The sequence below is a fragment of the Oceanobacillus sp. GQ8 genome (assembly GCF_059758495.1).
The window spans coordinates 605,230-629,161 of sequence record NZ_JCAXEV010000003.1; the positions used below are offsets into that span (position 1 = coordinate 605,230).

Genomic DNA, 23,932 nt, shown 5'->3' on the forward strand with positions numbered 1-23,932 from the left:
GGGAATTTTCTTGTCTACATATCCAAAAGTAGGAGAAACAAAAGAATTAATCAAACAGCTAGTGTCTATTCCAAGCCCTTCAGGTAATACAACGAAAGTGATCCAATTCGTTGAAGATTTCTTGAAGGACTTAAAAGTGGAGACAAAGCGTAACCGAAAAGGCGGATTAATTGCCACATTAACCGGAACAAATGAGGAAGAGCATAGAATGTTAACTGCTCATGTGGATACATTGGGTGCCATGGTAAAAGAAGTAAAAAGTAATGGGCGACTTCGTTTAGATTTAATTGGAGGATTTAAATATAACGCTATAGAAGGAGAATATTGTGAAATTCACACATCAAGTGGCAACGTTTTTACAGGGACAATCCTTATGCACCAAACGTCAGTCCATGTCTATAAAGATGCTGGAGATGCGAAACGAAATCAGGAAAACATGGAGGTACGAATTGACGCCAAGGTAGAAAATGCCGAGGATATCAGGAAGCTGGGTATTGAAGTTGGGGACTTTGTTTCTTTCGATCCACGTGTTCAATTTGCTGATAATGGGTTTATTAAATCTCGTCACCTTGATGACAAGGCAAGTGTTGCGATTTTGCTACAACTAATTAAAAGGGTAAAAGAAGAGAACGTGACACTGCCGTACACGACACATTTCCTTATCTCAAACAATGAAGAGATAGGCTATGGCGGAAATTCCAATGTTACGCCGGAAACGGTTGAATATTTGGCGGTAGATATGGGAGCCATGGGAGATGGTCAATCTACCGATGAATATACCGTTTCAATTTGTGTGAAGGATGCATCAGGCCCATATCATTACGGATTGCGCAAGCATCTTGTCCAGTTAGCGGAGACAAATAAAATTGACTACAAGCTTGATATTTATCCTTATTATGGATCAGACGCCTCAGCGGCCATTCGATCAGGGCATGATATTATCCATGGGCTAATAGGTCCTGGAATCGATTCTTCTCATGCCTATGAAAGAACCCATGAAGATTCCTTACATCATACAGAACAGCTTGTGTACGAATATGTAAAGTCAGAAATGGTAAGCTATTAATATGCTTGTTGTACATTGAAAAAAGAACGTCATTATAGAATGACGTTCTTTTTTTATAAGACATATAAATAGACGCAAAGGAAATGAAAGAGACTTCCTAGCAGAATGAAAATATGAAAAATCTCGTGAAATCCAAAATGCTTAAATTCCATGAACTTTGGTTTCAACCAATAAATTAAGGCTCCAACTGTGTAAATCAAACCGCCTATTATGAGCAAAGCCATCCCGTTTGTACCAAGAACTGGTGCAAGGGAAGAGCTGAAAAAGACGACAATCCAACCCATTGCGATATATAAAGCAGTAGACAACCATCTTGGCGCATGGAACCAGATTAACTTAAAACTAACTCCTGCTACAGCGATTGCTGAGATGATGGTAAACAAAACCCAGCCTGTCATCCCGTTTAAACTTATCAAGCATAAAGGCGTATAGGTTCCTGCAATTAGAACAAATATCATGGAATGATCCAAACGTCGTAAAAATGCAATGACATGTGCTTTTGCCACGACCAAATGATAGGTTGCAGAAGCTGCATAGAGTAGTGTCATGCTGATACCAAAAATAATGACTGAAAAGATTGTCAGTGTGGAATCAGCTGTAGTAGAAGCCTTTATTACCATTGCCAGCAAACCTACAAAACTAAGAATTGCCCCGAATAAATGAGTTAGTCCATTAATCGGTTCACGCATATACGTACCCAAGAATAATCATCACCTTTACCTTTGTATGTAGTTTCGAAAACTATATAATGACTATATCCTAATATTAAGATGTAGTCAAGGTTTACTCACTTATTTATTTCCCTTATAATAGAAGAAAAAAACAAGAGGTTTTAAAATGGACATAAACAGGATTTTAGATGAGTTACAACTGGATACAAGGCTCGATATTAAGGATATTCCTGATATTGACCTTTATATGGATCAAGTAATTCAGTTATTTGAAAAGAAATTCTCTCCTACTAAGCGTAATGAAGAGGAAAAAGTATTGACAAAAACGATGATAAATAACTATGCCAAAGGTAAATTATTTTTTCCTATAAAAAATAAAAAATATTCAAGGGACCATATTATGCTTATTAGCATGATTTATCAGATGAAAGGTGCATTGTCTATACATGACGTAAAGCAAACGCTGGAAACATTGAATAACAAAATAATGGAGGAAGATTTCGATCTTCTCACACTTTATATGAGTTACCTAACTTTATTTGACCAAAATCTGGGCATTTTTAATAATGGTGTCAAAAATCATATGGATGATATCCACATGGAGATTGAGAAATTAGGAAGTAAGGATGATACGTATTTAGAAAAACTCTTACTAATTACAACCTTTACGGAGATGAGTAATTTTTATAGAAAAGCCGCTGAAAAGATGGTAGATAACATGTTGGAAGAAGCAACAAAAAGAAAGCAGTGATTACATGAAGCTTAGTATACTAGACCAAGTCCCCGTGCTAACAGGAAATACTCCCTATGAAGCAATACAGGCCTCAATTGAATTGGCGATTGCGGGAGATCAACTAGGATATACACGGTACTGGACCGCAGAACATCATGACATGGCAGAGCTTGCATCCCCAGCCCCAGATATTTTATTAAGTCAGATTGGTGCCAGAACGAACAGAATACGAATTGGTTCTGGAGCTGTATTACTTCCACACTATAAACCTTATCAAATAGCCGAGCGCTTCCATCTGCTTGCAACCATGTTTCCAGGAAGAGTAGACCTTGGCGTAGGACGTGCTCCTGGGGGATCTGCTGAATCAACGATGGCATTGTCGGACAATTTTTTAGAGAACGTAAAGCAATTTCCAAATAAATTAGATGAACTTATTGCATTCTGTTATAACGGGTTTTCTGATGATCATATCTTTTCTAAAATTACTCCCAACCCTGTTGCTTCCCATCCACCTGATATATGGCTACTGGGTACAAGTGGGAAGAGCGGCAAGCTCGCTGCCGAAAAAAGAGTTTCTTATGCGTTCGGTCATTTCATGTCAGATGCTAATGGAGTAGAGATTGTCAGAGAGTATGCGAGTGAAATAAAAGCAGCTAGTCCAATTGTTGCTGTCTCCGTAATATGTGCAGAAACGACTGAGGAGGCAGAGGAGTTGGCATTTTATCATTTGGCCAAGCAAGTATGGGAGGAAAGGAAGACAAGTGCATCGTTGCTAACCACCAAGGAACTAAAGCAACTCGACTTTACTTCTAAAGAAAAAGAATTGGTTGAAAAGCGTAGAAAGAAAATGGTTGTTGGGGCACCTTATAAAGTTAAAAAGCAACTGGTTGATCTCCAAGCGTTCTATCAAATAGAAGAATTGATGCTAGTGACGATAACAAATAGCTATGAATCAAGGTTAAAGTCTTATGAGCTTATTGCCCAGGAAGTGAAGCTCACAGAATAAAATCCATCCTAAAAAACTTCCAATAGGGAGTTTTTTTATTTCCTAAAATTGCTTGACGGTAGTTATAAGATATAAGATAATACTCATTAGTAATATAATATTTCACGAAAAACTTGGAGTGTAAGCTATGAGCAACAGAGGCAGAAAAAAAGGCTCGAATGGAGAACGTAGCAGAGAACAGTTACTTACCATTGCGGCAAGGCAATTTGCCAATAACGGCTTTTTTGAAACAAAAGTCAGCTCAATTGTAAAGGAAGCTGGTTTAACACAGCCGACATTCTATTTATACTTTAAAAGTAAAGAAGCAATCTTTACGGAATTAGCTGCTATATTTAAGGCAAGACTCTTAAGTTTAACGGAGGCTAGCCTACTTGAATCTGGACTAAAAGAAGAAATGATAAAAATAGAGATAAAAGGAAAGCTCGGAACAATTTTTCGATTTTTTAAAGAGAACCCTGATTTAACCCAAATTGGCTTTTTCTTATCAGAGGAAGCGGAACCACTGAAAAGCTTGCTGGCAGAGACTATATATATGAATCTAGTGCAAGAACAAAAAGATGGCTATTTTCACCCGCATTTGAATATGCATGTCGTTTCAGAGATTATAGTTGGAGTTATGGAACGTCTGACTATCTCAAGATTATTTACTGGGTTGGCAAAGCCTGAAGAGTTAGCAGAAGAGGTAGTAGAGTTACTTTTATTTGGAATGCAAGTCTATCGCTAGATAAATCAATGGAGGGGCTGGTGATTTGGGGTGGAAACAGGCAGAAAACACAGTCGAGATTTGGATATAGAGTGGGTATTACTTATAAAAGAAGCAAAGCAACTAGGGTTAACAAAAGATGAGATTCGTAACTATTTGAGAAGGAATACATCGAGTGAAGAAAAAAGGCAAGACTTTTTAAGAAAAGCGGATTAAAATTTCCTAGTCTTTTTCACCATTTCTTTTAATATAATCAATCGAGACTCACTAAATACATATAAGCTAACTATTTCTAACAACCTAGCAAACCATTTTTGGAGGATATTATGGAGAATTGGATAACTAATATTATGGAGCAATTTGGCTACTTGGGTATTCTTCTCATGATGGCACTCGAAAATTTATTCCCACCTATACCTTCAGAAGTTGTCCTACCATTTGGTGGGTTTTTAACTACCTATACAAGCATTACGGTTTGGGGTGTTGTTATAGCTGCAACCATCGGATCCTTACTAGGAGCTGTTATTCTATATTGGATAGGCACCTTGCTGGATGTGGACAGGTTGGAGAGACTTATCAAACGATGGGGCAGGTTTGCGCGGATAAAAGTGGAGGATGTACATAAAGCAGATGCATGGTTTGATAAATATGGTTATTGGACTGTACTAATTGGGAGGATGGTTCCCGTAGTACGTAGTTTAATATCGATACCTGCTGGAATGTCCAATATGAGGTTTGGTCTGTTTATGCTATTTACTGCCATTGGCACACTCACATGGAACAGCATTTTGATCACTGTTGGGGTCATTCTTGGGGAATCTTGGCACGATATAACAAGCTTTATGGATCTATACTCCGATATCGTGTATCTCTTTCTTGCAGTCATATTTGCCATACTCCTGTACCTTTACTTTAGAAAGAAAAGGCAGCGTCACTAAAAAGCTAGAAACAAAGCATAAAGATACGGTTAGGAAGATATTCCATAACCGTATCTTTTTATAGGTCTAGATATTCATCATAGTCGAGGACTTCTACTGTTTCAGACCAATGAAGTACGGTACCGATAAAGTCACGAATATCTAAATTCTTCATCTCATACGTATCTCCATTATTAAGTGTACCAGTGGCATCTTCTATAAAGGTAACTTCATAACCTCGATCAAATGCAGCAATAGCTGTAAACATACAACAAAATTCAGTATTGAATCCTGTAATTACGACGTGCTCAATATCATTTTCCTCTAAAATCTTCTCGAGATCTGTCTCAAAAAAGCCACTGGGTGTGCGCTTTTCTACTATATATTCAGCATGATGCCGGAGTGATTCATGTAGTTCAGCGCCACGAGACTCCTCAAACAGTGGACTTTCCTTTTCCTCATCTAAATGCTGAAAGAAAATGACAGGTTCGTCGCGTTCCTTAAATCCTTCTATAATCTGTTCCATTTTAATTAGTTCTTCGGTGAAATCCCCTTCTTCTACAATTCCATTTTGTACATCAATAACAAACAATGCGTTCATCTTTTCCCCTCCCTTACTTTATTTTAGGTTCGACAAAGGATTTAGAAACCCTTTTTCGCACGTTAGGAAAATATAAAATTTCAGCAAGCAAGCAATGGCGACGTAGTTGAAATTTTAAAGCCGCAAGTATAAGAAAAACATATACATTCGCAAAAGATGGACGAAAGTGATTCTTTCTAACACGTTAGGAAAACAAAAAACATGCATCTGTCTTAGACTGACTAAGCCTTTAGGCGTAGCAAAAGATATGGCGGAGGCTCATTACCGAAAGCTCGTTTCCCTAGTAAGCTAAGAGTAAGTTAAAGAAAGGAGGCAACAAGAATGAAAAAATTTATGTTGTTTATTGGTGGTCTTATCGCTCTCATGATATTAGTAGCGAATATCGGGCCGATGATAATACTGGGCGTTAGTATTTGGCTACTTTATGTTATTTTTAAGCAGTTTATTAAAAGTGATTCAACTGCTGGGAAAATAGGTTGGGTAGTGCTAGGACTCGTAGTCTTAAGTGTCACCTTTTCAAATGTGTTTGCGGTAATTGGGCTTGCAGCAGCATATGTGTTGTATGTCATTTATCGAAGTTGGAAGAAGGAAAAGGATGAACCAGTCGTAGATGTAATGGATGATGATGACCCATTTACAAATTTTGAACGTCAGTGGGCAGAAATAAACCAATATTAATTAAGGAGTGTTTTTTACATGTCAAGTATATTTTCACGAATGAAAGATTCTATATCAGCAGATCTTCACACTATGATGGATAAAAAAGAACAAAAGAATCCGGTAGCTGCGTTAAATCAGTATTTGAGACAAGGTGAACAGGAGAAAGAGAAGGTAAGAAGACTTGTTGATCGTCAATACAAATTAAAAGACGAATTTACTCGTGAGTTCCATAAAGCACAGGATATGGCAGACAAACGTTTAAAACAAGCAGGTATTGCTGAAAGAGCTGAGGAAGAGCAAATGCATGCTTTCGCCATAAAAGAACATGAGGAATACCAGGCAAGGGCAGATCGGATGAAAGCCTCTCGCGAGGAAGCCGTTGAACAACTAGAAACTTTAGAGCAAAAGTATGAAGAGATGAAGCATAAATTAAAAGACATGCATTTAAAACGAATGGAATTAATGGGACGAGAGAATATTGCAAGAGCTAATCACCAAATGAACAAAGTGGTGGAAGAGACATCAGAGAAGCCCTTTTCCAAGTTTGCTGAAATGGAGCAGTACATTGAAAACCTGGAATATAAAGTAAATAGCTCGTATTACCGCAGTACATTCGATAGCAAAATAGCTAATCTTGAAAAAGAGATGAAAGAGCAAACTGCCGAAATGAATTAAAAAGTGATATAATAGCAGGCGCAGGGCAAGGCGTCTGCTTTACTTAATGAGAAAAAATCATCAGAGAGAGGTGGGATCCCGTGTTAAAAAGATTTTCAACAGATACATTTAACTGGATATTAATCATCGGGGGAATCCTTCTTATCTTTGAGATCGCTTTTTTCTTTGGTGGCACTATTATCCCTGCGCTCTTTTCAGTCTTGGTTGTTTATTTTGGCTGGAGGAAGTTCTACCATCTTTGGGGTAAAATTATTTTCTGGATCGGCGTAGTAAGTCTTGTTCTCTCGATATTGAACCTAATGGCTGTGAGATTTTTACTCGTGGCTCTGGTTGTTCTGTTCATTATCAATTACTACAAAACAAAGAAAGATCCAGCTCTTCTGACACCAGATATTATGGGGAACAGAACAACAAGCAATGACGTTGTGACAACTGTCCAACCACTATTTACTCATCGATTATTTGGAGATCAAAATACAAGTGAAACGGCATATAAATGGCGTGATATAAATATACATGGTGGGTTTGGAGATCGCATGGTTGATCTAAGTAATACCGTTTTACCAAACGATACAGCAGTAATTTCTATTCGGCATGTAATCGGAAACGTCCAAATCTTCGTTCCTTACGAGGTAGAAGTAAGCATTCATCATAGTTCTGTTTTTGGAAGAGCGTATGTATTTGGGGAGACCGATTGGAAATTGATGAACCAATCATTGATCTATCAAACAGCTTTCTATGATTCGTCACTGCCAAGGGTTAAAATTATAACCTCAATATTCTCGGGAGATATCGAGGTGGTGCGGATATGAATACAATTGCGCGCCATATTTTTACAGCGGTACTGTACAGTTTGCTTATTTCACTGAGTATGATTGCTTTAACGTTAACGGTTTTTGTTGAGGATTGGCTTTCCGTTTTCGAAAAGAAAATTGGAGAAGTATCATTTTTACTAGCTGCCTTCATTATCATGGTTACCATGGCATTGGTCATTGGGATTGTTACAGGCGTCTATTGGAAACAAAGGCTAAATCGTGTGGAGAAACAACTAATGGAAGTAGCGAGGGGGCAGAAAACCACTACACCCGTGGAGCCTTATAAAGAGCTAAAAACAATTGAGCAATATGTGCAGCAGATACAAAGTAAAATTAACAGTCAAGCAGAACATGCCCAAAGGCTAGCAACAGAGCGGGCTAATGAAAGAGAACAAAGTCTTCAAGAAATTGTCGTACAGGAAAGAAATCGACTTGCAAGAGAATTACATGATTCAGTAAGCCAACAACTCTTTGCTGCATCTATGATGATGTCAGCAATTAACGATACAAATCCAGAAGCTGAAATAAAAAAGCAGCTCCTTTTAGTTGAACAGATGATTCATCAGTCACAATTAGAAATGCGTGCCTTGCTCTTACACCTTCGACCTGTAGCCTTAAAAGGAAAGTCATTGCAAGAAGGGGTAGAGGAGTTACTGGTCGAGTTAATCCAGAAAGTACCGATGGAAATCGATTGGAAGGTAGAACCGTTTGTAGTGGATAAAGGAGTAGAGGATCAATTATTTCGAATTCTTCAGGAATCTGTATCCAACACGCTGCGACATGCAGAAGCAAATTCTCTTCAAGTTATGTTGGTAGAACGTGACCAAACCGTAATTCTAAGAGTCGTAGACGATGGTGTGGGTTTTGATATGCAAACAAGAAAAACGAATTCCTATGGATTGCAGAATATGCAGGAACGTGCATTAGAAGTAGGAGGAACGTTTAAAATTGTAAGTGTACCTGGGGAAGGTACAAGAACAGAAGTTAAAGTCCCTAATTTAAGGAAGGACGGGGAAAAGGATGATTAGTGTACTATTTGCAGATGACCACGAAATGGTGAGAATAGGTGTGACTGCTTATTTAAGCGCCCAGCCGGATATTGATGTTATTGCGGAAGCAGCAGATGGGGGAGACGCTGTGTCACAAGCCCTTGAGCTAAGGCCCGATATAATTCTAATGGATTTGGTTATGAAGGAAATGGATGGCATTGAAGCCACAAGACAAATAATTGACCAATGGCCAGAAGCTAAAATTATAATTGTAACAAGCTTTCTTGACGATGAAAAAGTTTATCCAGCCTTAGAAGCAGGGGCAACAAGCTATATGCTAAAAACATCTAAAGCGAGCGAGATTGCCAAAGCCATTCGTTCTACTCATGAGGGACAGTCTATTCTCGAACCAGAAGTGACCGGAAAGATTATGAATAGAATGCGCACAAAAAATGAGGAGCCGCTACATACCCAGCTAACTGCAAGAGAAAAAGAAATCCTTCTACTAATTGCCCAAGGAAAAACGAATCAGGAAATAGCGGATGAACTCATTATTGCCATAAAGACGGTTAAAGTACATGTCAGCAATATTCTAGGTAAATTAGAAGTGCAAGATCGGACACAGGCAGTAATCTATGCTTTCCAACATGAGTTGATCAAATAAAAAAGCGAAGCGAGAAGAATCTCGGTTCGCTTAATTGTATGGAAAGTAATAACTTGATTATTTACCATAGTATCGATCGACTTGGTTGTAGATGGATACAAGCTCGTATAAAATAATTAATTCAGGAGGAAAGCTTGTAGGATGCCTTCTGTCTCCCCTTGTTATTTCTTCATTATCCTCCCAAAATATCTCCGTAATCTGTTTAAGATGCTGAGCATGCTTGTCTGTTTGATAATGGGATGGGTCTTTTAGTCCCTCAGCTAATTCCCTTATTGCATATAGAATAATGGCACGTTCGTCATTAGACCATGCTATCGTCTTTATTTGACTGCTAATTAAATTATCTAGATGATACAGAATGAGTCTGAGGCTCCCTAGTTGTTTTTGCATATGGTGAAAATGGCTTTTTTCTTTTCCAACGAGAGGATGAAATTTCGCTTCCTCTTTTTGAAATCGTACAAGCGTTTCAGTCTGGTGAATTCCCCAATCTAATTGCTCTACCATTTCTCTATTATGTAATTCCTGTTCTTTTTGTCCTTCTAGTATTGTTAGAAATACTCTCTCAATGGTTTTCCCAGTTTGGATAGCCGTACGCTGGATACTACTCGATATATTTTTAGTGTAATGAGGTGGCAATATAAACATGTTCACCAGAGTAGAAACAACAAGCCCAATCGATGTTGTCCCAAGTCGTATAAGAAATGAAATGAGATAATTACTGTGAATAACTTCAATCATTGCAACAGCTGTAAGAGTTGCTACCAGTAAGCCGGCATGTAGTTTGAGACGAAAACAGGTAATAATGGTAAACATAGCTGCAAGGGTATAGGTAAGGGCTGAATTTCCAAATATTGAAATGAAAAGCACGGCATAAGCAGAACCTATAGCAGAGGCAGGAAAACGAACGATCCCTTTTTTTATTGAATCGGAAACTGTGGGCTCAATGGTAACGATTGCTGTAATCACAGCAAACACCGCAGGCCAGTCTAGCCACTCGCAGATTAATGCTGTAACAAAAATAGCAACACCTGTCTTCACTACACGGCTGCCGACAAAATGTAACTTTTTCACTTTATCTTCCTCCAATAACGCATTTAACCCTTAATGACCTATTATTTATTCTAACATAACCTAAAAATACAGAACGTGATGAGAGCAATATAGTAGAATGAGCCTAAATGAGCTTGACAATTCTAGTATAATTTAATAGGTTATGAGAAATTCGCATAAAAAATAGTTTGCATTATTACCTAGAAGAAATGTAGGAAACTGTTGATTTATAAAGGTTTTTACTATTCGATGATTTAGGAAATAGTCCTATTGTGTCACATTTGAAATATAATTGTAATATTTCTCTAACATGCATGAAACTTTTAGCTGTTATACTACGAATTACCTAAGATAGTAAACTACATAGAAGACGAATATATTTTTCACATAACTGCTAATACATATAAATACTAGATAGGCAGATGTGATAGGGAAGCGGGGAAGAAAGTTGAAAAAGTCAGTTGTCACATTGACCACAGTAGTGGTGGTTGGTCTAGGTAGTGCATTTTTCAGTGTAGATACCCATGCAGAGTCAGTAAATGATTTGAAACAGAAACAGTCACAAATTCAAGATGACAGAGAAGAAATTAAAGCAAATCTATCCGATGCAGAAAGCAAGATTGCGGACGTTTTAATAGACTTAGAAGAATTAAATAAGGAAATTGAACGTACTAACGAAGCTTTGGCGAAGAACGAAGAAAAAATGAATGACACAGAAAAAGACATAAAAGCAACAAAAGAAAAAGTTTCTGAACTAGAAGACGAAATTGTTGTACTAGAAGATGCTATAGAGGAACGCTACAGTATTTTAAAAGAGCGTGTTGTATCCTACCAAAAGAGTGGTGGAGACATTAGTTACCTAGAAGTTGTTTTTGGTGCAAAAAGCTTTGGAGATTTCATTAATCGTGTATCAGCAGTAAACAAAATCTCAGATTCTGATACGAAATTGATGGAAAAACAAGAAGCTGACAAGAAAGCAGTAGAAGATAAAAAAGAAGAAGTCGTTACCAAACTTGATGAGTTGAAAGAAATGAAAGTAGAACTTGAAGGTATGTTAGCTACTATCGAAGAACAAAAGAATGCAAACGAAGATAAGAAAGCAACTTTAAAAGATAAAAAGAAAGAACTTGTTGCTATGAAGGAAGATTTACAAGTTAAAGATAGTGATTTGGCTTCATTGGAACAAGATGTGAAGCAAAGTATTGAGGATGCGACTGCGCCAGTTGTAGCACAAACATCAGAAAGTAATGCAAGTAGTTCTAGTGAATCTAGTGATGGTGGGAAACTATCTACTTTAAGTAGTGAAAAGAAATCCTCTCCAGTTGCTGTAAAAGGAAATGGTAATCTTAGTACAGCTATAAATGCAGGATATCAATATCTTGGTGTTCCATATACTTGGGGCGGCAAAACACCGAACCCTGGGTTTGATTGCTCTGGATTCGTATCATGGGCTTTTGCACAAGCTGGTATTTCTATTCCATCTAGCACAGCAGGACTATCTGGTATAGGTACAAAGGTTTCTTATAGTGATGCAAAACCTGGAGACTTGGTTTTCTTTAACACTTATAAAACAAATGGTCATGTTGGAATCTACCTTGGAAACGGCAAATTTATTGGGGCTCAAAGTTCTACAGGATTGGCTGTTGCAAATATGACAAGTGGTTATTGGAATGACACATTTACTGGTCACGTTCGTCGTGTGAAATAACTTATGAAAATCCATCCTACGGGGTGGATTTTTTGTTTTTTATTGTTTAAAGAGAAAAACTCGTATTCAATACGCAAAATAAGACATGTGAACAAATCTCTTCTAAATAAGTATCTAGTATATTTATACCCAATCTAGTATGTTGTAAACCTCATTTTTGATAGAAAAGCAAATATCTTTTTCTCCTAGGAGTAATAACGTTATAATGAAGGAAATACTAACTAGATGGAGGAAAATTATTTATGACAGATGTTAATCAATTTAGAAAAACCAGATATGATATCGATCCGATTTACATAAAAAGGTGGTCACCTAGATCTTTCTCTAATCAGAAGGTCTCAGAAGATGTGCTTAGTAGTGTATTTGAGGCTGCCAGATGGGCTCCCTCAGCGGCGAATGTTCAGCCTTGGAGGTTTGTCTTTGCTTCGTCTGAGCAAGACAAGGAAACATTTTTATCCTTTATTAATGAAGGCAATGTAGTTTGGTGCAAAAACGCGCCAGTCTTAATTGCTGTTATCTCAAAAATGGAAGAAGAACGGTTTGGAGGAAGTAATCTAGCTCATGCTTTTGATACAGGAACAGCATGGGGCTTTCTTTCACTGGAAGCTGCACGCAAAGGTCTAATCACACATGCCATGGGTGGATTTAATAAAGAGAAGGCAAAAGAGGCATTAGCAATCCCCGATGGTTACCAAGTGCATGCAATTGTGGCTCTAGGTTACCAAGGGGAGAAGAGCAGTCTTGAAGAATCCTATCAGAAAAGAGAGGTGCCTTCACCAAGAAATGAAGTTGAAACATTTGTTTCAGAAGGGGTATTTCGAGAAAATATGTAGAAAACTATAGGATATGATGAGACTCTTTATGGAGTCTTCTTTTTTTGTCTTCGTAAATGCTTATCCTTATAAAGTTTTAAAAGTAAGCGATGAGGGTATATTATATTCGTTGATATATGATGGTTTACATAATTATTTTAAAACTTATTTATGAAAGGGCGAATTTATGAAAAACAAAAAAGCATTCCAAAATCCTGTATTCTACATTTCTGCAATTGTTATCTTTTTGTTGGTAATCATTGGTGCTATTATGCCAACCCAATTCGGTTCAATTGCTGGACTACTATTTAATTTCACCACGAACAATTTTGGTTGGTTTTACTTATTGGCAGTATTTATTTTTGTGATTTTTTTAATAGGATTATCTGTTAGTAAGTATGGGAAGGTTCGTTTAGGACCAGCTAATTCTCGACCGGAATACCCATTCTTTACTTGGATTGGAATGTTATTCTCTGCTGGATTCGGTGCAGGATTAGTATTTTGGGGAGTGGCTGAGCCGATGAGTCATTTCTTTGAAACACCATTTCCTGATTTGCAAGCACAAAATGAAGAGTCTGCAAGAGTTGCGATGGGTTATGCTTTTTTCCATTGGGGGATAAGTCAATGGTCTGTATTTGCGGTTGTTGGCTTAATAATCGCGTATTTACAATTTAAAAAAGAGAAAAAAGGGCTTATTTCTATCGCAATCGAGCCAGTTGTCGGCAAAAACAAAGTGCTTGGAGGAACGATTGATTCTCTTGCGGTTATTGCAACCGTTATGGGTGTAGCTACATCACTCGGACTTGGTATATTGCAAATGAATGGAGGATTAACATCTGTTTTTAATATACCAAACTCCATTTGGGTGCAAATAGCCATAGCCGGGATTATGCTGATTACGTATCTTTTGTCCTCTAGCACAGGTTTAAATAAAGGAATTAAGTGGCTCAGTAATCTCAATCTGGCTATCTGCCTTCTATTGCTCGTTTTTGTTTTCATGGCAGGTCCTACTGTGTTTATCTTAAATACATTTGTATTAGGAATTGGGGACTATCTATCCAGCTTTATTCAATACAGTTTGCGACTCACGCCATATACTGGTGACTTATGGGTAAGAGACTGGACTGTGTTTTATTGGGCTTGGGCGACTGCTTGGTCACCCTTTGTAGGAGCATTTATTGCTCGTGTATCCAAGGGAAGAACCATTAGAGAGTTTGTCTTTGGTGTGCTTGTAGTTCCCCCGGTAATCGCTTGTTTGTGGATTGCAGCGCTTGGCGGTACAGCTATTCACAGTGATCTATTTAATGGTACAAAAATTGCTGAAGCGGTTAACGCAGACATGGCAGTTGCCTTGTTTGAAACATTTGGAACGCTACCTCTTACAACGGTGGTATCCCTTCTTGCTCTATTTCTCATTTTTACTTTTCTTGTAACTTCTGCTGATTCAGCGACGTACATTCTTGGAAGTATGACCTCAAAAGGAAGTCTAAATCCGGCTTTGGTAGTAAAAATCATTTGGGGAGTTCTCATTACTGCAATTGCCGTTGTTTTATTACTAGCGGGAGGATTGGATGCATTACAAACAGCTTCACTTATATCTGCATTGCCTTTTACAGTAATATTATTAATCATTGTTGCATCATTCTTAAAAATGATAAAAAAAGAACCAGATATTAAAAAGAAAGAAAGAACGACTAATAAATAACTATGTACAAAGTTAAAAAAGAGCTGATGCAAAATGCATCAGCTCTTTTCTATGTGAAGGTTTCGGTGACTCTACTTCCTATTAGGAGATAATACAATATTTTCAGGTATATGGAACCCCTGCCGATTAAAATACGTTATACTATATAGTAGGAAAAATTAGAAAATTCTTTAGGGGGCATTTTTGAATGGGAAATCTTTTAAAGGCTAGAGAAGACGTTAATAATGTTATTTATGGAAAAGAAGAAGTGGTTGATTTATTATTTGTTGCACTACTAGCACAAGGCCATGTTTTACTTGAGAGTGTTCCAGGTACCGGTAAAACAAAGCTTGCTAAAAGCTTCGCTAAAGTGATGAACGGAAAATTCAGCCGTGTCCAGTTCACACCAGATGTATTACCAAGTGATATTACCGGTATTCGTTTCTTTAATCCTAAAGTACAAGAATTTGAATTAAGGATTGGGCCAATTGCTACCAATGTGTTACTTGCAGATGAGATAAACCGAGCAACACCGAAAACACAGTCAAGTTTACTTGAAGCTATGGAAGAATATCAATCTACCGTTGACGGGGAAACGATTAAAATTTCTTTACCATTTATCGTAATAGCGACGCAGAACCCTGTAGAGAGCAATTATGGCACATTTCCGTTACCTGAGGCGCAGTTGGACCGTTTCTTGTTTAAACTGGATCTAGGCTATCCTTCACTATCTGAAGAGAAACGCATTTTAAATACATACCGACGAACGGATCCATATGATGCTGTCGAAGCCTCTTTGTCTATTGACACGATTCGTGAATTACAAGATGAGATTAAATTAATTACCGTATCAGAAGTAGTTACAGATTATCTACTTGAGCTTGTTCATGCATCAAGGGAACATTCTGATGTTGAACTTGGGATAAGTCCACGTGGAATGCTGGCTTTAATGCGAGCAGGACAGGCTTATGCATATATAAAGGACAGAGATTATGTAACACCACAGGATATTAAAACGTTAGTTCCATATGTGTTTGAGCACAGACTCATTCTTTCCATGGAAGGTTCCATAAAGAAAACAGCAAAGGACATTGTTAAGGAGATTATTCACGCTACTGCTGTACCAGTTGAAGAAGGAGCAATTGTGGAATGAAATGGCAAAGAGACCATGCAATAGAGGGGAAGGCTGGGTATGATTATGTTCTTTTAGCCATCATCCTGTTGGCCGTTATAGGCGTGATGTTTAATACCACAATCCCATTTCTAGGTGTAGGTGCCGTCACTGCCTATTTACTAATTTTCAAATGGTATGATAGTGGGATTGGCAAAAATATATTGTTAGAAAATCCATCGAGAACGATAAAACTTTTTCCTGATGAAACCGCCAATTTAGATTTAAATATGGAAAATCGCTCTATATTTCCCATGATTAATGGAGAATTTCAATTGCAGATGGGGCCTGCTGTAAAAGCTTATAAACATGCAAAGGATGAGGAGACCTACTGGCATAAACTAAAAATCCCATTATCTATCTTGCGTAAAAGAAAAACACACATATCCATTCCGGTCATTGCGCAACAGCGAGGGGTTGCAAAGGTGCATAATATCATGTACTATTTTCCGCACCTATTTCACTTTGAATCGGCAATGATTAGATATACGCCTTTTTTTAGGACAGAATTTGTTGTGTTTCCAAGGTTACTTGAGGTAAAAGGAGTAGAAGCTGTATTTCAGATGATGCCTGGTAAGGGAAGATCCCCTTTTTCTCCGTATGAAGACATACAAAGTCCATTAGGAACCAGAGAGTACCATTATAGTGATCCATTTCACCGAATCAACTGGAATGCTTCTGTAAAAACACAAAAACTTCAAACCAATGTATATGAGCGGGAAATTAATCGATCTTTTGTGTTTCTCGTTAACATAGGAAAATCTAAAACATCAAATATGGTAAAAACGAATCAACACATGGAAGCATTGCTTTCCTATACAGCATATTTATCTAAGGTTGCAACAGAAATGGATATCCCTTTTGAATTGTTTATTAATTCGCGCAGACCACGGAAGATTCCAGTTCTCCATATTTCTGAGGGAGAAGGGAAAAGACATTATGGAACAACCTTAGAAATGTTGGCAAGGATTCATAAGCAATCACTTGTTTTTCCGTTTGATAAGATGCTCTTCAACGTTGGAAACCAACTTACACAGCATAAGACATGCATCATTATTGGTGAACTTACAGAGGATTCGCTCCATCTCTTGGATAAATGGAAAAAGAAGAATGTCACCATCTTTCACGTTCCTTATTCAGATGGTACATCCGTAGTAACGCCACTTGGGCAGGAGGTACTGTCACATGCTAAATAGCCATGCAACAACACGTTATGCATACCATTTCGTAAGTGAGGCGCTCATCATTTTTATGATTCTCATCCCATGGATTCATCATCACTTAATGTGGGTTCCATATTGGAGTTATTTGGTAGTTATTGTATTAGCATGCTTTATTTTTAGTCTTATCACGATTTACACAAACAACTATATTGTTTATGTTTTGATGGCCCCTATATTATTTGGTGTGTTTTATTTGTTAGATTACCCAATGTTTTATAGTATCGTATTAAGCGGTTTGTTGGTATGGCGTTACATCAATATACGGAAGGAAGACATAATTAGTAGGGAAAGTAGCTACATTCTCTTAACTCTATTATTAATGGTAGTGGTTGGTATGTTGGTTCCTGATATTAGAGCGATGCTATTTCCTTTTCTTGTTATATTACTTAACGTTATAGGCTATTTATGGAGTCATCTGGCAGCATTATCAAAGACGGAAAGAAAACAGGTTGATAAGAAATTAATCCCTGCCTTCGTTGGTATCTTAATTGCTGGTGCCTTTCTTATTTATTTAACGTACGACCTATTCAGTTGGATTATGACGAACCTATTTTATGGCGTTATATCACTTATAGGAGGGACGTTAAGTTGGTTTGCTAATTTGTTACAATTTATTGAAATGCCAGAACGTGGATGGCCTGATCAAGAGAACCAAATGGAAGCAGGCGACGGGTATTGGAATAAAATAGAAAATAATTCGTTGGTGGAGCAAATAACACCATACCTCGCAATAGCTGCTGTGGTCACCCTGGTTCTCTTCGCGATTGTTTTACTCGTTCTATTCTGGAGAAAACGGTTTAAAAAGCCTCTTTCCTTAGAAGAAGCAGACAGTTCGGTTTCCTATAGTGCGTTAGACAATCATTCAGAAATGGATTCAGGTAGAACTTCACGGTTTAATCGCTGGCTTAATAAACCAAAGCACCCTATACGTAAGCTTGTTTACCAGTTTGAGAGAAAAGCTCATAAAAATAAAAAAGGCAGAAGAAAGCACGAGACAATTGAGGAATGGTTTAACAGGATAGAGGTTAATGCTGATTTGGAGGTTTATCAAAAGGTAAGGTATGGAGAGATGGAGCAGGTAAGTGAATCGGACGTAGCAAAGCTTCGTTCTGCAATGAAGGAAGCGGACCTCCAATTTGACGTGAACCAATAGGTACATGAAACAATAATAAATTATTTAAAACATCATAGATTTACAGGTATTCTTCTTATTTGTACTTTAAATGACTTCTTTTTTAACTTTCTAACTTGGTTTACTATGTTTATTCATTAAGTGTTGAGGATAAACACTACTAAGAGTTGGACTACTAAGTAAAGGAGTGCCGATCATATGAACTTTAATAAAGAAATTGAAAAGCTTGAGAACATAAGAAGAGAAGGTCCAAATAAGGTCTTTACAATGTATTTAAATACCGATCCATCTGACCCTGAGCAACAGGGTGGAGAATGGAAAATACATCTCAAAAACGGGTTACGTAATTTTGAGCATTATTTGGAGGAGTCGGGTGATAAAGAAGAACGCAAAAACTTTCAACTCGTTAAACAAAAAGTAGAAAAGTTTGTTAAAGGAAATGAACAAGAATTTTTAAGAAGTGTTTTTATTATTGCTACAGCCGACGAAGAAGTCTGGTTTGCAGATCGGGTGCAAATGCGGATGGATACAGAATTTTTTTGGCAAGAGACCCCAGAGTTAACACAGTTACGTAAATTAACTGATGTCTATCCAAAATCAGGGATTATCCTTGTTCAACAGGATGAGATTAAAGTAATTGAAGCTTATTTAAATGAAATTCAGGATACGGATACGTTCGAACTTGATTTAGACACGAATGATTGGCGAAAAAAGAAAGGCCCTAGACCTGCTTTAGGCCAGGGGTCCACCATGCAAAAAGACGGCTTCCAATCTCGTTTCAATGCTAATAAGCATCGTTGGTACAAGCAGATTGCCCCAAAGCTTGACAAACGGGCGAAGGAAAACGAATGGGAAAAATTATTTGTAATTGGTGAATCTGATCCTGCCAATGCTTTGACTGAGGAATTGAATAAGCCAGTTGAAAAGGTTATTCAGAAGAACATGCTCGATCATGAAGAATCAAAGGTACTTGAAGAAGTATTTGTCTAAGTACAATAAATTGAAAAAATCTCCACAGTAATTTCGTTTACTGTGGAGATTTTGCATGTAGATGCTGTATAAAATCGCAGTGTGGATCATGTTGAGGCATTCAACAGATAGAGAATTGCAGTAGCAGTGCCGATTGATAGAAGCAACGAGCTACAAATGTATAGGAATGCCTGCTTATATTTATGTTCCATTAATAGTAGGATCGTTTCATTCCCAAATGTAGAAAAGGTGGTAAACGCTCCACAAAATCCTATGCCTCCAAAGGCCCATCCTAAGTCTGAAATGTTTTCCTGCAGATGCTGGTAAAATAAGTATGCAAGCAGAGCAGATCCTATAATATTAACAAGCCATGTCCCAACAAGACGTTTTGTTACATGGAGAGCTATTAAAAAACGGAAGATACTCCCAAAAAATCCCCCAATCGCTACAGAAATGATCATACGCTAGAACGCTCCAATCGATATGCAAGCTTTAATCCAAGAAAGCAACATGCTAATCCAGCTATTACACTAATAAACACGTAACCAACAGCAAGAATGGGAATCTCGCTCCACAACGAAATGGTTTCCAGGCTTAAGGTAGAAAAGGTGGTAAAGGCGCCGATCAGACCTACTGTTAACGCAGTAAAAATGGCTGGAGATAAACGTTTTTTTATTATTTTTAAATGCATAAGAAAACTAAGCAGAAAGCATCCTACTAAATTAGCAATTAGTGTAGCGAAAGGGAAAAGTGAATCGGCAGGAAAAGCAATCGATATAGCATACCGGCCTACTGCACCCAGCATCCCACCTAACCCTACACTAAACGCGATTTTCCAATCCTTGATTCTCATGCTGTTTTACATGCTGGGCATAATCCGTAGATTTCAAATTTATGGTCTTCAATCTCATACTGATGCAAATCAGATTGCACAGCGTCCATCGGGCAAACCGATATTTCTTTCGTTTTTCCACAATCTTTACAGATGAAATGATGATGATGGTGATCTGTACAATTGAATCGGAAGTGTTTTTCACCATTTAATTCGGTAGTTTCCAATATACCTACATCATTATACAAGTGCAGATTACGGTAGACAGTATCAAAGCTAATACCGTCATAACTCTCCTCTAAATGCCGGATGAGTTCTTTGGCTGTACGATAACCATCCGCTCTTGAAAAAAAGGCCAAAATGTCCTTACGTTTTCCAGTCGTTTTATATCCATGTTGCTTTAAAAGTTCAATTGCTTCTTCTATACTCATTAGGCTTCCCTCACTTTTCTAGGCTTCCATGTTATTCGCTTTAGAGCGATGGATAGAAGTAAAATGATAATGGAGACCATAACAATGGTTCCACCTGGTGGAATACTTAAATAATAACCCGATATTAATCCTATAATAACAGCTAATTCGCCAAAAACAATAGATAGAAACATCATTTGTTTAAATCCTCTGGCAAGCCGCATACTTGCTGCCACAGGAAGTGTCATCAATGCAGATACAAGTAAAACCCCTACTATACGAATGGATGCTGCGATTACAAGTGCGGTAAGTACGATAAACAGTAAGTGAATACGTTTTGCGTGTATACCTGATACTTTTGCATGTTCTTCATCAAAGGATAAAGTAACTAATTCTTTGTAAAATAACGTAATAATAAGCACTATAAAAATGGCAATACCAGCAATTGATAAGAAATCCTGCTTACTTACGGCTGATACCGAACCAAATAAATAATTAAATAGTTCTGTATTAAAGCCATCTGCCAGAGATATAAAAATCAGGCTTAACCCAACTCCACCTGATAAGATAATAGGAATGGCAAGCTCCTGGTAAGCGTGATAAACGCCCCGAAGCTTCTCGATAAATATGGACCCTAGTACGGAAAATGCCATCCCCCCATAAAGTGGTGTAATCCCCACAGCAAACTTTTTGTCCAAAAAGAGGCCAAAAGCTATTCCTGCTAAAGTAACATGTGAGAGGGCATCCGCTAAAAGGGATAGTCTTCTAACCACAATGAAGGTGCCTAGCAGTGGAGCGATGATACCAATCAATAAACCAGTTAAAAAAGTATGTCGTAAAAAGTCATATTCAAAAAAATCAGCTAGCATGTTCTTTCCTCCATTAATGATCGTGTGTTACAAGGTTTACAGGATGCCCGTAAAGCTTTGATAGATCTCTTTCTGTTAATGATTTATATTCTTCCGGTTTTCCATGAAAATGGAGGGTTGTATTTAAACAAGCAATTTCGGTTGCATGCTCGGTCATGGTTCCTGTGTCATGTGTAACCAGGAGTAGCGTAATGCCATACTGTGTATTCAAACGGTGAAGCATTTCATAAAAGCGTTGTACATTTTCATAATCCACTCCGACTGTTGGTTCATCAAGGATCAGTAACTCCGGATTGTTTACAAGAGATCTTGCAATAAATACGCGCTGTTGCTGACCACCAGATAGGTTTCCTATATTTTCGTAGGCATAATCAAGCATGCCAACCTGGTCTATTGTTGATAAGATTTTTTCCTTATGCATTTTGTTAAAAAACTTCAAATAACCAACCTTCGCTGTCAAGCCCATTGAGACTACTTCAAAAACCGTTGCTGGAAATCCTTTATTAAACGAATTGGCTTTTTGCGATACAAAACCAATCTTATTCCAATCCTTAAATTTATCTCTAGGCTGCTGTAATAATTCAATGGACCCCTTATCAGGGTTAATGAGACCTAGCAGAAGTTTTATAAGTGTCGTCTTCCCGCCACCGTTTGGACCGATCAGTCCCATAAAAGCGCCTTGCGGGATAGAGAAATTGATATTTGTCAGTACATCTTTCTGTTCGTATGCGTACGATACATCTTGCATTCGGACGACGAAATTGTCCATGTTATTCCTTCTTTCTAGTTTGTAGCGGATTCCTTTTTTACACGGAACCTATCCCCATTAGTATTGCACGAAGATCAGATGGCATGCCAATGGGGCTTTAGATATAATTCGCTCGTTCATCTATTAAATTTATCCTAAAACTATCTTATCGTACCCACGGCAAAATGTAAATAAGAATGATTACGTTTTGTGTGAGGAGGTTTTAGAAAAGAAAAAGTAGGATACATCAAAATAAAGAAATCTTTTTAATAAAGGGAGGAATCACCATGCAAGCGACACTAGAAGTTCAAGGCATGACATGTGAAAATTGTGAGACAAAAGTGAAGCAAACGTTAGAATCATTTAATGGCGTAGCAGGTGTAGAAGTACACATCAATACAGGAAGCGTAGATGTAATTTATGATGAAGCTGAAGTCAAGTTGTCTGAATTGCGACAAGCAGTAGAAGCAAAAGGTTACCGTGTTGTAGTATAAGAAAAATAGGTGCACAAAGCTACTATCTTAAAGTCGGTTGAATCCTTTTAGGGCTGTTCTTAATAGGAAGCAGTCCTTTCTATATTTGAATTCATAACAAACTATATACGAAATGTGATAAAAGGTGATAAAATAGTCTTAATCTTGACAAGAGAAAAATATTTTTTTATTTGGGGGTATTTAGCTTGGAACAGCTTTTGAGAAACTTCTTTTTATTTTTATCAAAAAATAAAACGCTAACAAAATTAGCGAAAAAGTACGGGTTACGCTTTGGTGCTGCTCGTTTTGTTGCAGGGACAGATATTGATAGTGCAGCAAAAAAAATTAAAGAAATAAATGAAAACGGATACGCTGTTACGGTGGACCATTTAGGGGAATTTGTCGATAATGAGCAGGAAGCCAGGGAATCAGCAGATGAATGCATCCATGCCATAAATGTCATCGCCGAACAAAAATTAGATTCACAACTCTCTTTAAAGCTTACTTCCATGGGCCTTGATATTTCACATGAGTTAGTTATGGAAAATATGCATCGTATCCTGGAAGCTGGAAAAAAACATAATGTGACCGTTACAATCGATATGGAAGATTTTGAACGCTGTGAAAAAACATTAAACATATTTAAGGAATTAAAACAGAAATATGGTAATTTGGGAACGGTTCTTCAGGCTTATCTTTACAGAGTGGAAGAGGATATTGAGGGATTGAACCCTTATAATCCATATCTTCGTCTTGTGAAAGGTGCTTATAAGGAATCACCTGAGGTTGCGTATCCAAATAAGAAAGACGTTGATGAGACATATAAAAGAATAATAAAACAGAACATACTACTGGGAAATTATACAGCAGTGGCAACACATGACGAAGCGATCATAGCCTATGTAAAAGAATTGGAAAAGGAACATGGAATAGCTAGGGATCAATTTGAATTCCAAATGCTCTATGGTATTCGGTTGGATCTTCAAAAAGCACTTCTTAAAGAAGGATATAAAATGCGAGTATATGTACCATATGGAAAGGATTGGTATGGATACAATATGCGAAGACTTGCAGAGCGTCCGGCTAATGTTCTATTTGTTTTAAAAGGAGTATTTAAAAAGTAATCGTTGCAAAGCCCTGGGTTCTCTCAAAAAGAGAACCAGGGAACTAAAAGAAGTTGTTCAAAAACTCCAGTAAAAATGACACATCGAATTTCTTCGTTGGCTTGCTTGTCCGTTCCTCACGTATTAATACAATACGTTCCGGTACTCAAAGCTACGCCGCCTCGAACTTCTCGGTCCTTTTTATCCTCCTTTTTGAACACGAACTAAAAATACAGCCGGGGATTTTT

General features: G+C 37.6%; 28 protein-coding genes. 20 read left to right on the forward strand and 8 right to left on the reverse strand.

Annotated features, from left to right (window positions below; translation table 11 throughout):
• Positions 1-10: 10 nt before the first annotated feature.
• Positions 11-1,066, forward strand: coding sequence for a M42 family metallopeptidase (locus AC6CHS_RS11815; RefSeq protein ID WP_498236274.1), 1,056 nt, complete (start codon positions 11-13; stop codon positions 1,064-1,066).
• A 53-nt stretch (positions 1,067-1,119) separates the two neighbouring features.
• Here the strand turns inward: AC6CHS_RS11815 and trhA are convergent, their stop codons facing one another.
• A complete protein-coding gene (gene trhA, locus AC6CHS_RS11820) occupies positions 1,120-1,767 on the reverse strand; it encodes a PAQR family membrane homeostasis protein TrhA (RefSeq protein ID WP_498236276.1) in 648 nt (215 codons plus the stop codon).
• Positions 1,768-1,903: 136 nt separating this feature from the next.
• Here trhA and AC6CHS_RS11825 point away from each other — a divergent pair, with 136 nt between their 5' ends.
• From AC6CHS_RS11825 to AC6CHS_RS11845, 5 genes are all read left to right on the forward strand, one after another.
• Positions 1,904-2,488: a DUF1836 domain-containing protein gene (locus AC6CHS_RS11825; protein ID WP_498236278.1), complete on the forward strand. Its 585-nt coding sequence runs from the start codon at positions 1,904-1,906 to the stop codon at positions 2,486-2,488.
• A 4-nt stretch (positions 2,489-2,492) separates the two neighbouring features.
• Positions 2,493-3,476, forward strand: a complete 984-nt coding sequence (locus AC6CHS_RS11830) for an MsnO8 family LLM class oxidoreductase (protein ID WP_498236280.1) — start codon at positions 2,493-2,495, stop codon at positions 3,474-3,476.
• A gap of 127 nt (positions 3,477-3,603) precedes the next feature.
• Positions 3,604-4,200, forward strand: coding sequence for a TetR/AcrR family transcriptional regulator (locus AC6CHS_RS11835; protein ID WP_498236282.1), 597 nt, complete (start codon positions 3,604-3,606; stop codon positions 4,198-4,200).
• A 60-nt stretch (positions 4,201-4,260) separates the two neighbouring features.
• On the forward strand, positions 4,261-4,395 hold the full coding sequence (locus AC6CHS_RS11840) for an anti-repressor SinI family protein (protein WP_498236284.1): 135 nt from the start codon (positions 4,261-4,263) through the stop codon (positions 4,393-4,395).
• Positions 4,396-4,505: 110 nt separating this feature from the next.
• Complete coding sequence (locus tag AC6CHS_RS11845) at positions 4,506-5,117, forward strand: DedA family protein (RefSeq protein ID WP_498236286.1); 612 nt, start codon at positions 4,506-4,508, stop codon at positions 5,115-5,117.
• A 58-nt stretch (positions 5,118-5,175) separates the two neighbouring features.
• Here AC6CHS_RS11845 and AC6CHS_RS11850 read toward each other — a convergent pair whose 3' ends face one another.
• Positions 5,176-5,697, reverse strand: a complete 522-nt coding sequence (locus AC6CHS_RS11850) for a cysteine hydrolase family protein (protein ID WP_498236288.1) — start codon at positions 5,695-5,697, stop codon at positions 5,176-5,178.
• Between the two features lie 321 nt (positions 5,698-6,018).
• On the opposite strand from AC6CHS_RS11850, the gene AC6CHS_RS11855 reads away from it, so the two are divergent.
• The 5 genes from AC6CHS_RS11855 (at position 6,019) to AC6CHS_RS11875 (ending at position 9,500) form a co-directional block, all read left to right on the forward strand.
• Complete coding sequence (locus tag AC6CHS_RS11855) at positions 6,019-6,375, forward strand: lmo0954 family membrane protein (RefSeq protein ID WP_498236290.1); 357 nt, start codon at positions 6,019-6,021, stop codon at positions 6,373-6,375.
• Between the two features lie 18 nt (positions 6,376-6,393).
• Positions 6,394-7,032: a PspA/IM30 family protein gene (locus AC6CHS_RS11860; RefSeq protein WP_498236292.1), complete on the forward strand. Its 639-nt coding sequence runs from the start codon at positions 6,394-6,396 to the stop codon at positions 7,030-7,032.
• 80 nt (positions 7,033-7,112) lie between these two features.
• On the forward strand, positions 7,113-7,844 hold the full coding sequence (gene liaF, locus AC6CHS_RS11865; protein WP_498236294.1) for a cell wall-active antibiotics response protein LiaF: 732 nt from the start codon (positions 7,113-7,115) through the stop codon (positions 7,842-7,844).
• Entirely contained in the window at positions 7,841-8,875 is a 1,035-nt protein-coding gene (locus AC6CHS_RS11870) for a sensor histidine kinase (RefSeq protein WP_498236296.1), read from the forward strand. Before liaF ends, AC6CHS_RS11870 begins: the two co-directional genes overlap by 4 nt.
• Complete coding sequence (locus AC6CHS_RS11875) at positions 8,868-9,500, forward strand: response regulator (RefSeq protein WP_498236298.1); 633 nt, start codon at positions 8,868-8,870, stop codon at positions 9,498-9,500. Before AC6CHS_RS11870 ends, AC6CHS_RS11875 begins: the two co-directional genes overlap by 8 nt.
• 57 nt (positions 9,501-9,557) lie before the next feature.
• On the opposite strand, the gene AC6CHS_RS11880 is transcribed toward AC6CHS_RS11875, so the two are convergent.
• Positions 9,558-10,571, reverse strand: a complete 1,014-nt coding sequence (locus AC6CHS_RS11880; RefSeq protein WP_498236300.1) for an aromatic acid exporter family protein — start codon at positions 10,569-10,571, stop codon at positions 9,558-9,560.
• Positions 10,572-10,998: 427 nt separating this feature from the next.
• Between AC6CHS_RS11880 and AC6CHS_RS11885 the strand changes: the two genes are divergently transcribed.
• The 7 genes from AC6CHS_RS11885 to AC6CHS_RS11915 all read left to right on the forward strand — a co-directional run bounded on the left by AC6CHS_RS11885 (position 10,999) and on the right by AC6CHS_RS11915 (position 19,270).
• Positions 10,999-12,258, forward strand: coding sequence for a C40 family peptidase (locus AC6CHS_RS11885; protein WP_498236302.1), 1,260 nt, complete (start codon positions 10,999-11,001; stop codon positions 12,256-12,258).
• 242 nt (positions 12,259-12,500) lie between these two features.
• A complete protein-coding gene (locus AC6CHS_RS11890; protein ID WP_498236304.1) occupies positions 12,501-13,091 on the forward strand; it encodes a nitroreductase family protein in 591 nt (196 codons plus the stop codon).
• A 166-nt stretch (positions 13,092-13,257) separates the two neighbouring features.
• Complete coding sequence (locus tag AC6CHS_RS11895) at positions 13,258-14,775, forward strand: BCCT family transporter (protein ID WP_498236306.1); 1,518 nt, start codon at positions 13,258-13,260, stop codon at positions 14,773-14,775.
• Positions 14,776-14,962: 187 nt separating this feature from the next.
• Positions 14,963-15,907, forward strand: a complete 945-nt coding sequence (locus AC6CHS_RS11900; protein ID WP_498236308.1) for an AAA family ATPase — start codon at positions 14,963-14,965, stop codon at positions 15,905-15,907.
• On the forward strand, positions 15,904-17,121 hold the full coding sequence (locus AC6CHS_RS11905) for a DUF58 domain-containing protein (RefSeq protein WP_498236310.1): 1,218 nt from the start codon (positions 15,904-15,906) through the stop codon (positions 17,119-17,121). The genes AC6CHS_RS11900 and AC6CHS_RS11905 overlap by 4 nt, the downstream gene beginning before the upstream one ends.
• Positions 17,111-18,301, forward strand: coding sequence for a hypothetical protein (locus AC6CHS_RS11910; protein ID WP_498236312.1), 1,191 nt, complete (start codon positions 17,111-17,113; stop codon positions 18,299-18,301). The genes AC6CHS_RS11905 and AC6CHS_RS11910 overlap by 11 nt, the downstream gene beginning before the upstream one ends.
• A 177-nt stretch (positions 18,302-18,478) precedes the next feature.
• The gene (locus tag AC6CHS_RS11915; RefSeq protein ID WP_498236314.1) at positions 18,479-19,270 is read left to right on the forward strand and encodes a VLRF1 family aeRF1-type release factor; all 792 of its coding nucleotides are present in this window, start codon (positions 18,479-18,481) and stop codon (positions 19,268-19,270) included.
• 86 nt (positions 19,271-19,356) lie between these two features.
• On the opposite strand, the gene AC6CHS_RS11920 is transcribed toward AC6CHS_RS11915, so the two are convergent.
• The 5 genes from AC6CHS_RS11920 to AC6CHS_RS11940 are packed head-to-tail and all read right to left on the reverse strand — an operon-like array spanning position 19,357 to position 22,129.
• Positions 19,357-19,710 carry a fluoride efflux transporter FluC gene (locus AC6CHS_RS11920; protein ID WP_498236316.1) on the reverse strand — a complete coding sequence of 118 codons (354 nt, stop codon included), beginning with the start codon at positions 19,708-19,710 and terminating at the stop codon, positions 19,357-19,359.
• Entirely contained in the window at positions 19,707-20,102 is a 396-nt protein-coding gene (locus AC6CHS_RS11925) for a fluoride efflux transporter FluC (RefSeq protein ID WP_498236318.1), read from the reverse strand. The genes AC6CHS_RS11920 and AC6CHS_RS11925 overlap by 4 nt, the downstream gene beginning before the upstream one ends.
• A complete protein-coding gene (locus tag AC6CHS_RS11930; protein WP_498236320.1) occupies positions 20,099-20,512 on the reverse strand; it encodes a Fur family transcriptional regulator in 414 nt (137 codons plus the stop codon). Before AC6CHS_RS11930 ends, AC6CHS_RS11925 begins: the two co-directional genes overlap by 4 nt.
• Complete coding sequence (locus tag AC6CHS_RS11935) at positions 20,512-21,360, reverse strand: metal ABC transporter permease (RefSeq protein ID WP_498236322.1); 849 nt, start codon at positions 21,358-21,360, stop codon at positions 20,512-20,514. Before AC6CHS_RS11935 ends, AC6CHS_RS11930 begins: the two co-directional genes overlap by 1 nt.
• Positions 21,361-21,373: 13 nt before the next feature.
• Positions 21,374-22,129 carry a metal ABC transporter ATP-binding protein gene (locus AC6CHS_RS11940; protein WP_498236324.1) on the reverse strand — a complete coding sequence of 252 codons (756 nt, stop codon included), beginning with the start codon at positions 22,127-22,129 and terminating at the stop codon, positions 21,374-21,376.
• A gap of 266 nt (positions 22,130-22,395) precedes the next feature.
• On the opposite strand from AC6CHS_RS11940, the gene AC6CHS_RS11945 reads away from it, so the two are divergent.
• Positions 22,396-22,602, forward strand: coding sequence for a heavy-metal-associated domain-containing protein (locus tag AC6CHS_RS11945; protein ID WP_498236326.1), 207 nt, complete (start codon positions 22,396-22,398; stop codon positions 22,600-22,602).
• A 185-nt stretch (positions 22,603-22,787) separates the two neighbouring features.
• The gene (locus tag AC6CHS_RS11950; protein WP_498236328.1) at positions 22,788-23,705 is read left to right on the forward strand and encodes a proline dehydrogenase family protein; all 918 of its coding nucleotides are present in this window, start codon (positions 22,788-22,790) and stop codon (positions 23,703-23,705) included.
• Positions 23,706-23,932: the final 227 nt, after the last annotated feature.

Coding starts and splice junctions, on each gene's coding strand:
- AC6CHS_RS11825 (WP_498236278.1), top strand. CDS start 1,904: ATGGACATAAACAGGATTTTAGATGAGTTACAACTGGATACAAGGCTC.
- AC6CHS_RS11830 (WP_498236280.1), top strand. CDS start 2,493: ATGAAGCTTAGTATACTAGACCAAGTCCCCGTGCTAACAGGAAATACT.
- AC6CHS_RS11835 (WP_498236282.1), top strand. CDS start 3,604: ATGAGCAACAGAGGCAGAAAAAAAGGCTCGAATGGAGAACGTAGCAGA.
- AC6CHS_RS11845 (WP_498236286.1), top strand. CDS start 4,506: ATGGAGAATTGGATAACTAATATTATGGAGCAATTTGGCTACTTGGGT.
- AC6CHS_RS11850 (WP_498236288.1), bottom strand. CDS start 5,697: ATGAACGCATTGTTTGTTATTGATGTACAAAATGGAATTGTAGAAGAA.
- AC6CHS_RS11855 (WP_498236290.1), top strand. CDS start 6,019: ATGAAAAAATTTATGTTGTTTATTGGTGGTCTTATCGCTCTCATGATA.
- AC6CHS_RS11860 (WP_498236292.1), top strand. CDS start 6,394: ATGTCAAGTATATTTTCACGAATGAAAGATTCTATATCAGCAGATCTT.
- AC6CHS_RS11870 (WP_498236296.1), top strand. CDS start 7,841: ATGAATACAATTGCGCGCCATATTTTTACAGCGGTACTGTACAGTTTG.
- AC6CHS_RS11875 (WP_498236298.1), top strand. CDS start 8,868: ATGATTAGTGTACTATTTGCAGATGACCACGAAATGGTGAGAATAGGT.
- AC6CHS_RS11890 (WP_498236304.1), top strand. CDS start 12,501: ATGACAGATGTTAATCAATTTAGAAAAACCAGATATGATATCGATCCG.
- AC6CHS_RS11895 (WP_498236306.1), top strand. CDS start 13,258: ATGAAAAACAAAAAAGCATTCCAAAATCCTGTATTCTACATTTCTGCA.
- AC6CHS_RS11900 (WP_498236308.1), top strand. CDS start 14,963: ATGGGAAATCTTTTAAAGGCTAGAGAAGACGTTAATAATGTTATTTAT.
- AC6CHS_RS11905 (WP_498236310.1), top strand. CDS start 15,904: ATGAAATGGCAAAGAGACCATGCAATAGAGGGGAAGGCTGGGTATGAT.
- AC6CHS_RS11910 (WP_498236312.1), top strand. CDS start 17,111: ATGCTAAATAGCCATGCAACAACACGTTATGCATACCATTTCGTAAGT.
- AC6CHS_RS11915 (WP_498236314.1), top strand. CDS start 18,479: ATGAACTTTAATAAAGAAATTGAAAAGCTTGAGAACATAAGAAGAGAA.
- AC6CHS_RS11920 (WP_498236316.1), bottom strand. CDS start 19,710: ATGATCATTTCTGTAGCGATTGGGGGATTTTTTGGGAGTATCTTCCGT.
- AC6CHS_RS11925 (WP_498236318.1), bottom strand. CDS start 20,102: ATGAGAATCAAGGATTGGAAAATCGCGTTTAGTGTAGGGTTAGGTGGG.
- AC6CHS_RS11930 (WP_498236320.1), bottom strand. CDS start 20,512: ATGAGTATAGAAGAAGCAATTGAACTTTTAAAGCAACATGGATATAAA.
- AC6CHS_RS11935 (WP_498236322.1), bottom strand. CDS start 21,360: ATGCTAGCTGATTTTTTTGAATATGACTTTTTACGACATACTTTTTTA.
- AC6CHS_RS11940 (WP_498236324.1), bottom strand. CDS start 22,129: ATGGACAATTTCGTCGTCCGAATGCAAGATGTATCGTACGCATACGAA.
- AC6CHS_RS11945 (WP_498236326.1), top strand. CDS start 22,396: ATGCAAGCGACACTAGAAGTTCAAGGCATGACATGTGAAAATTGTGAG.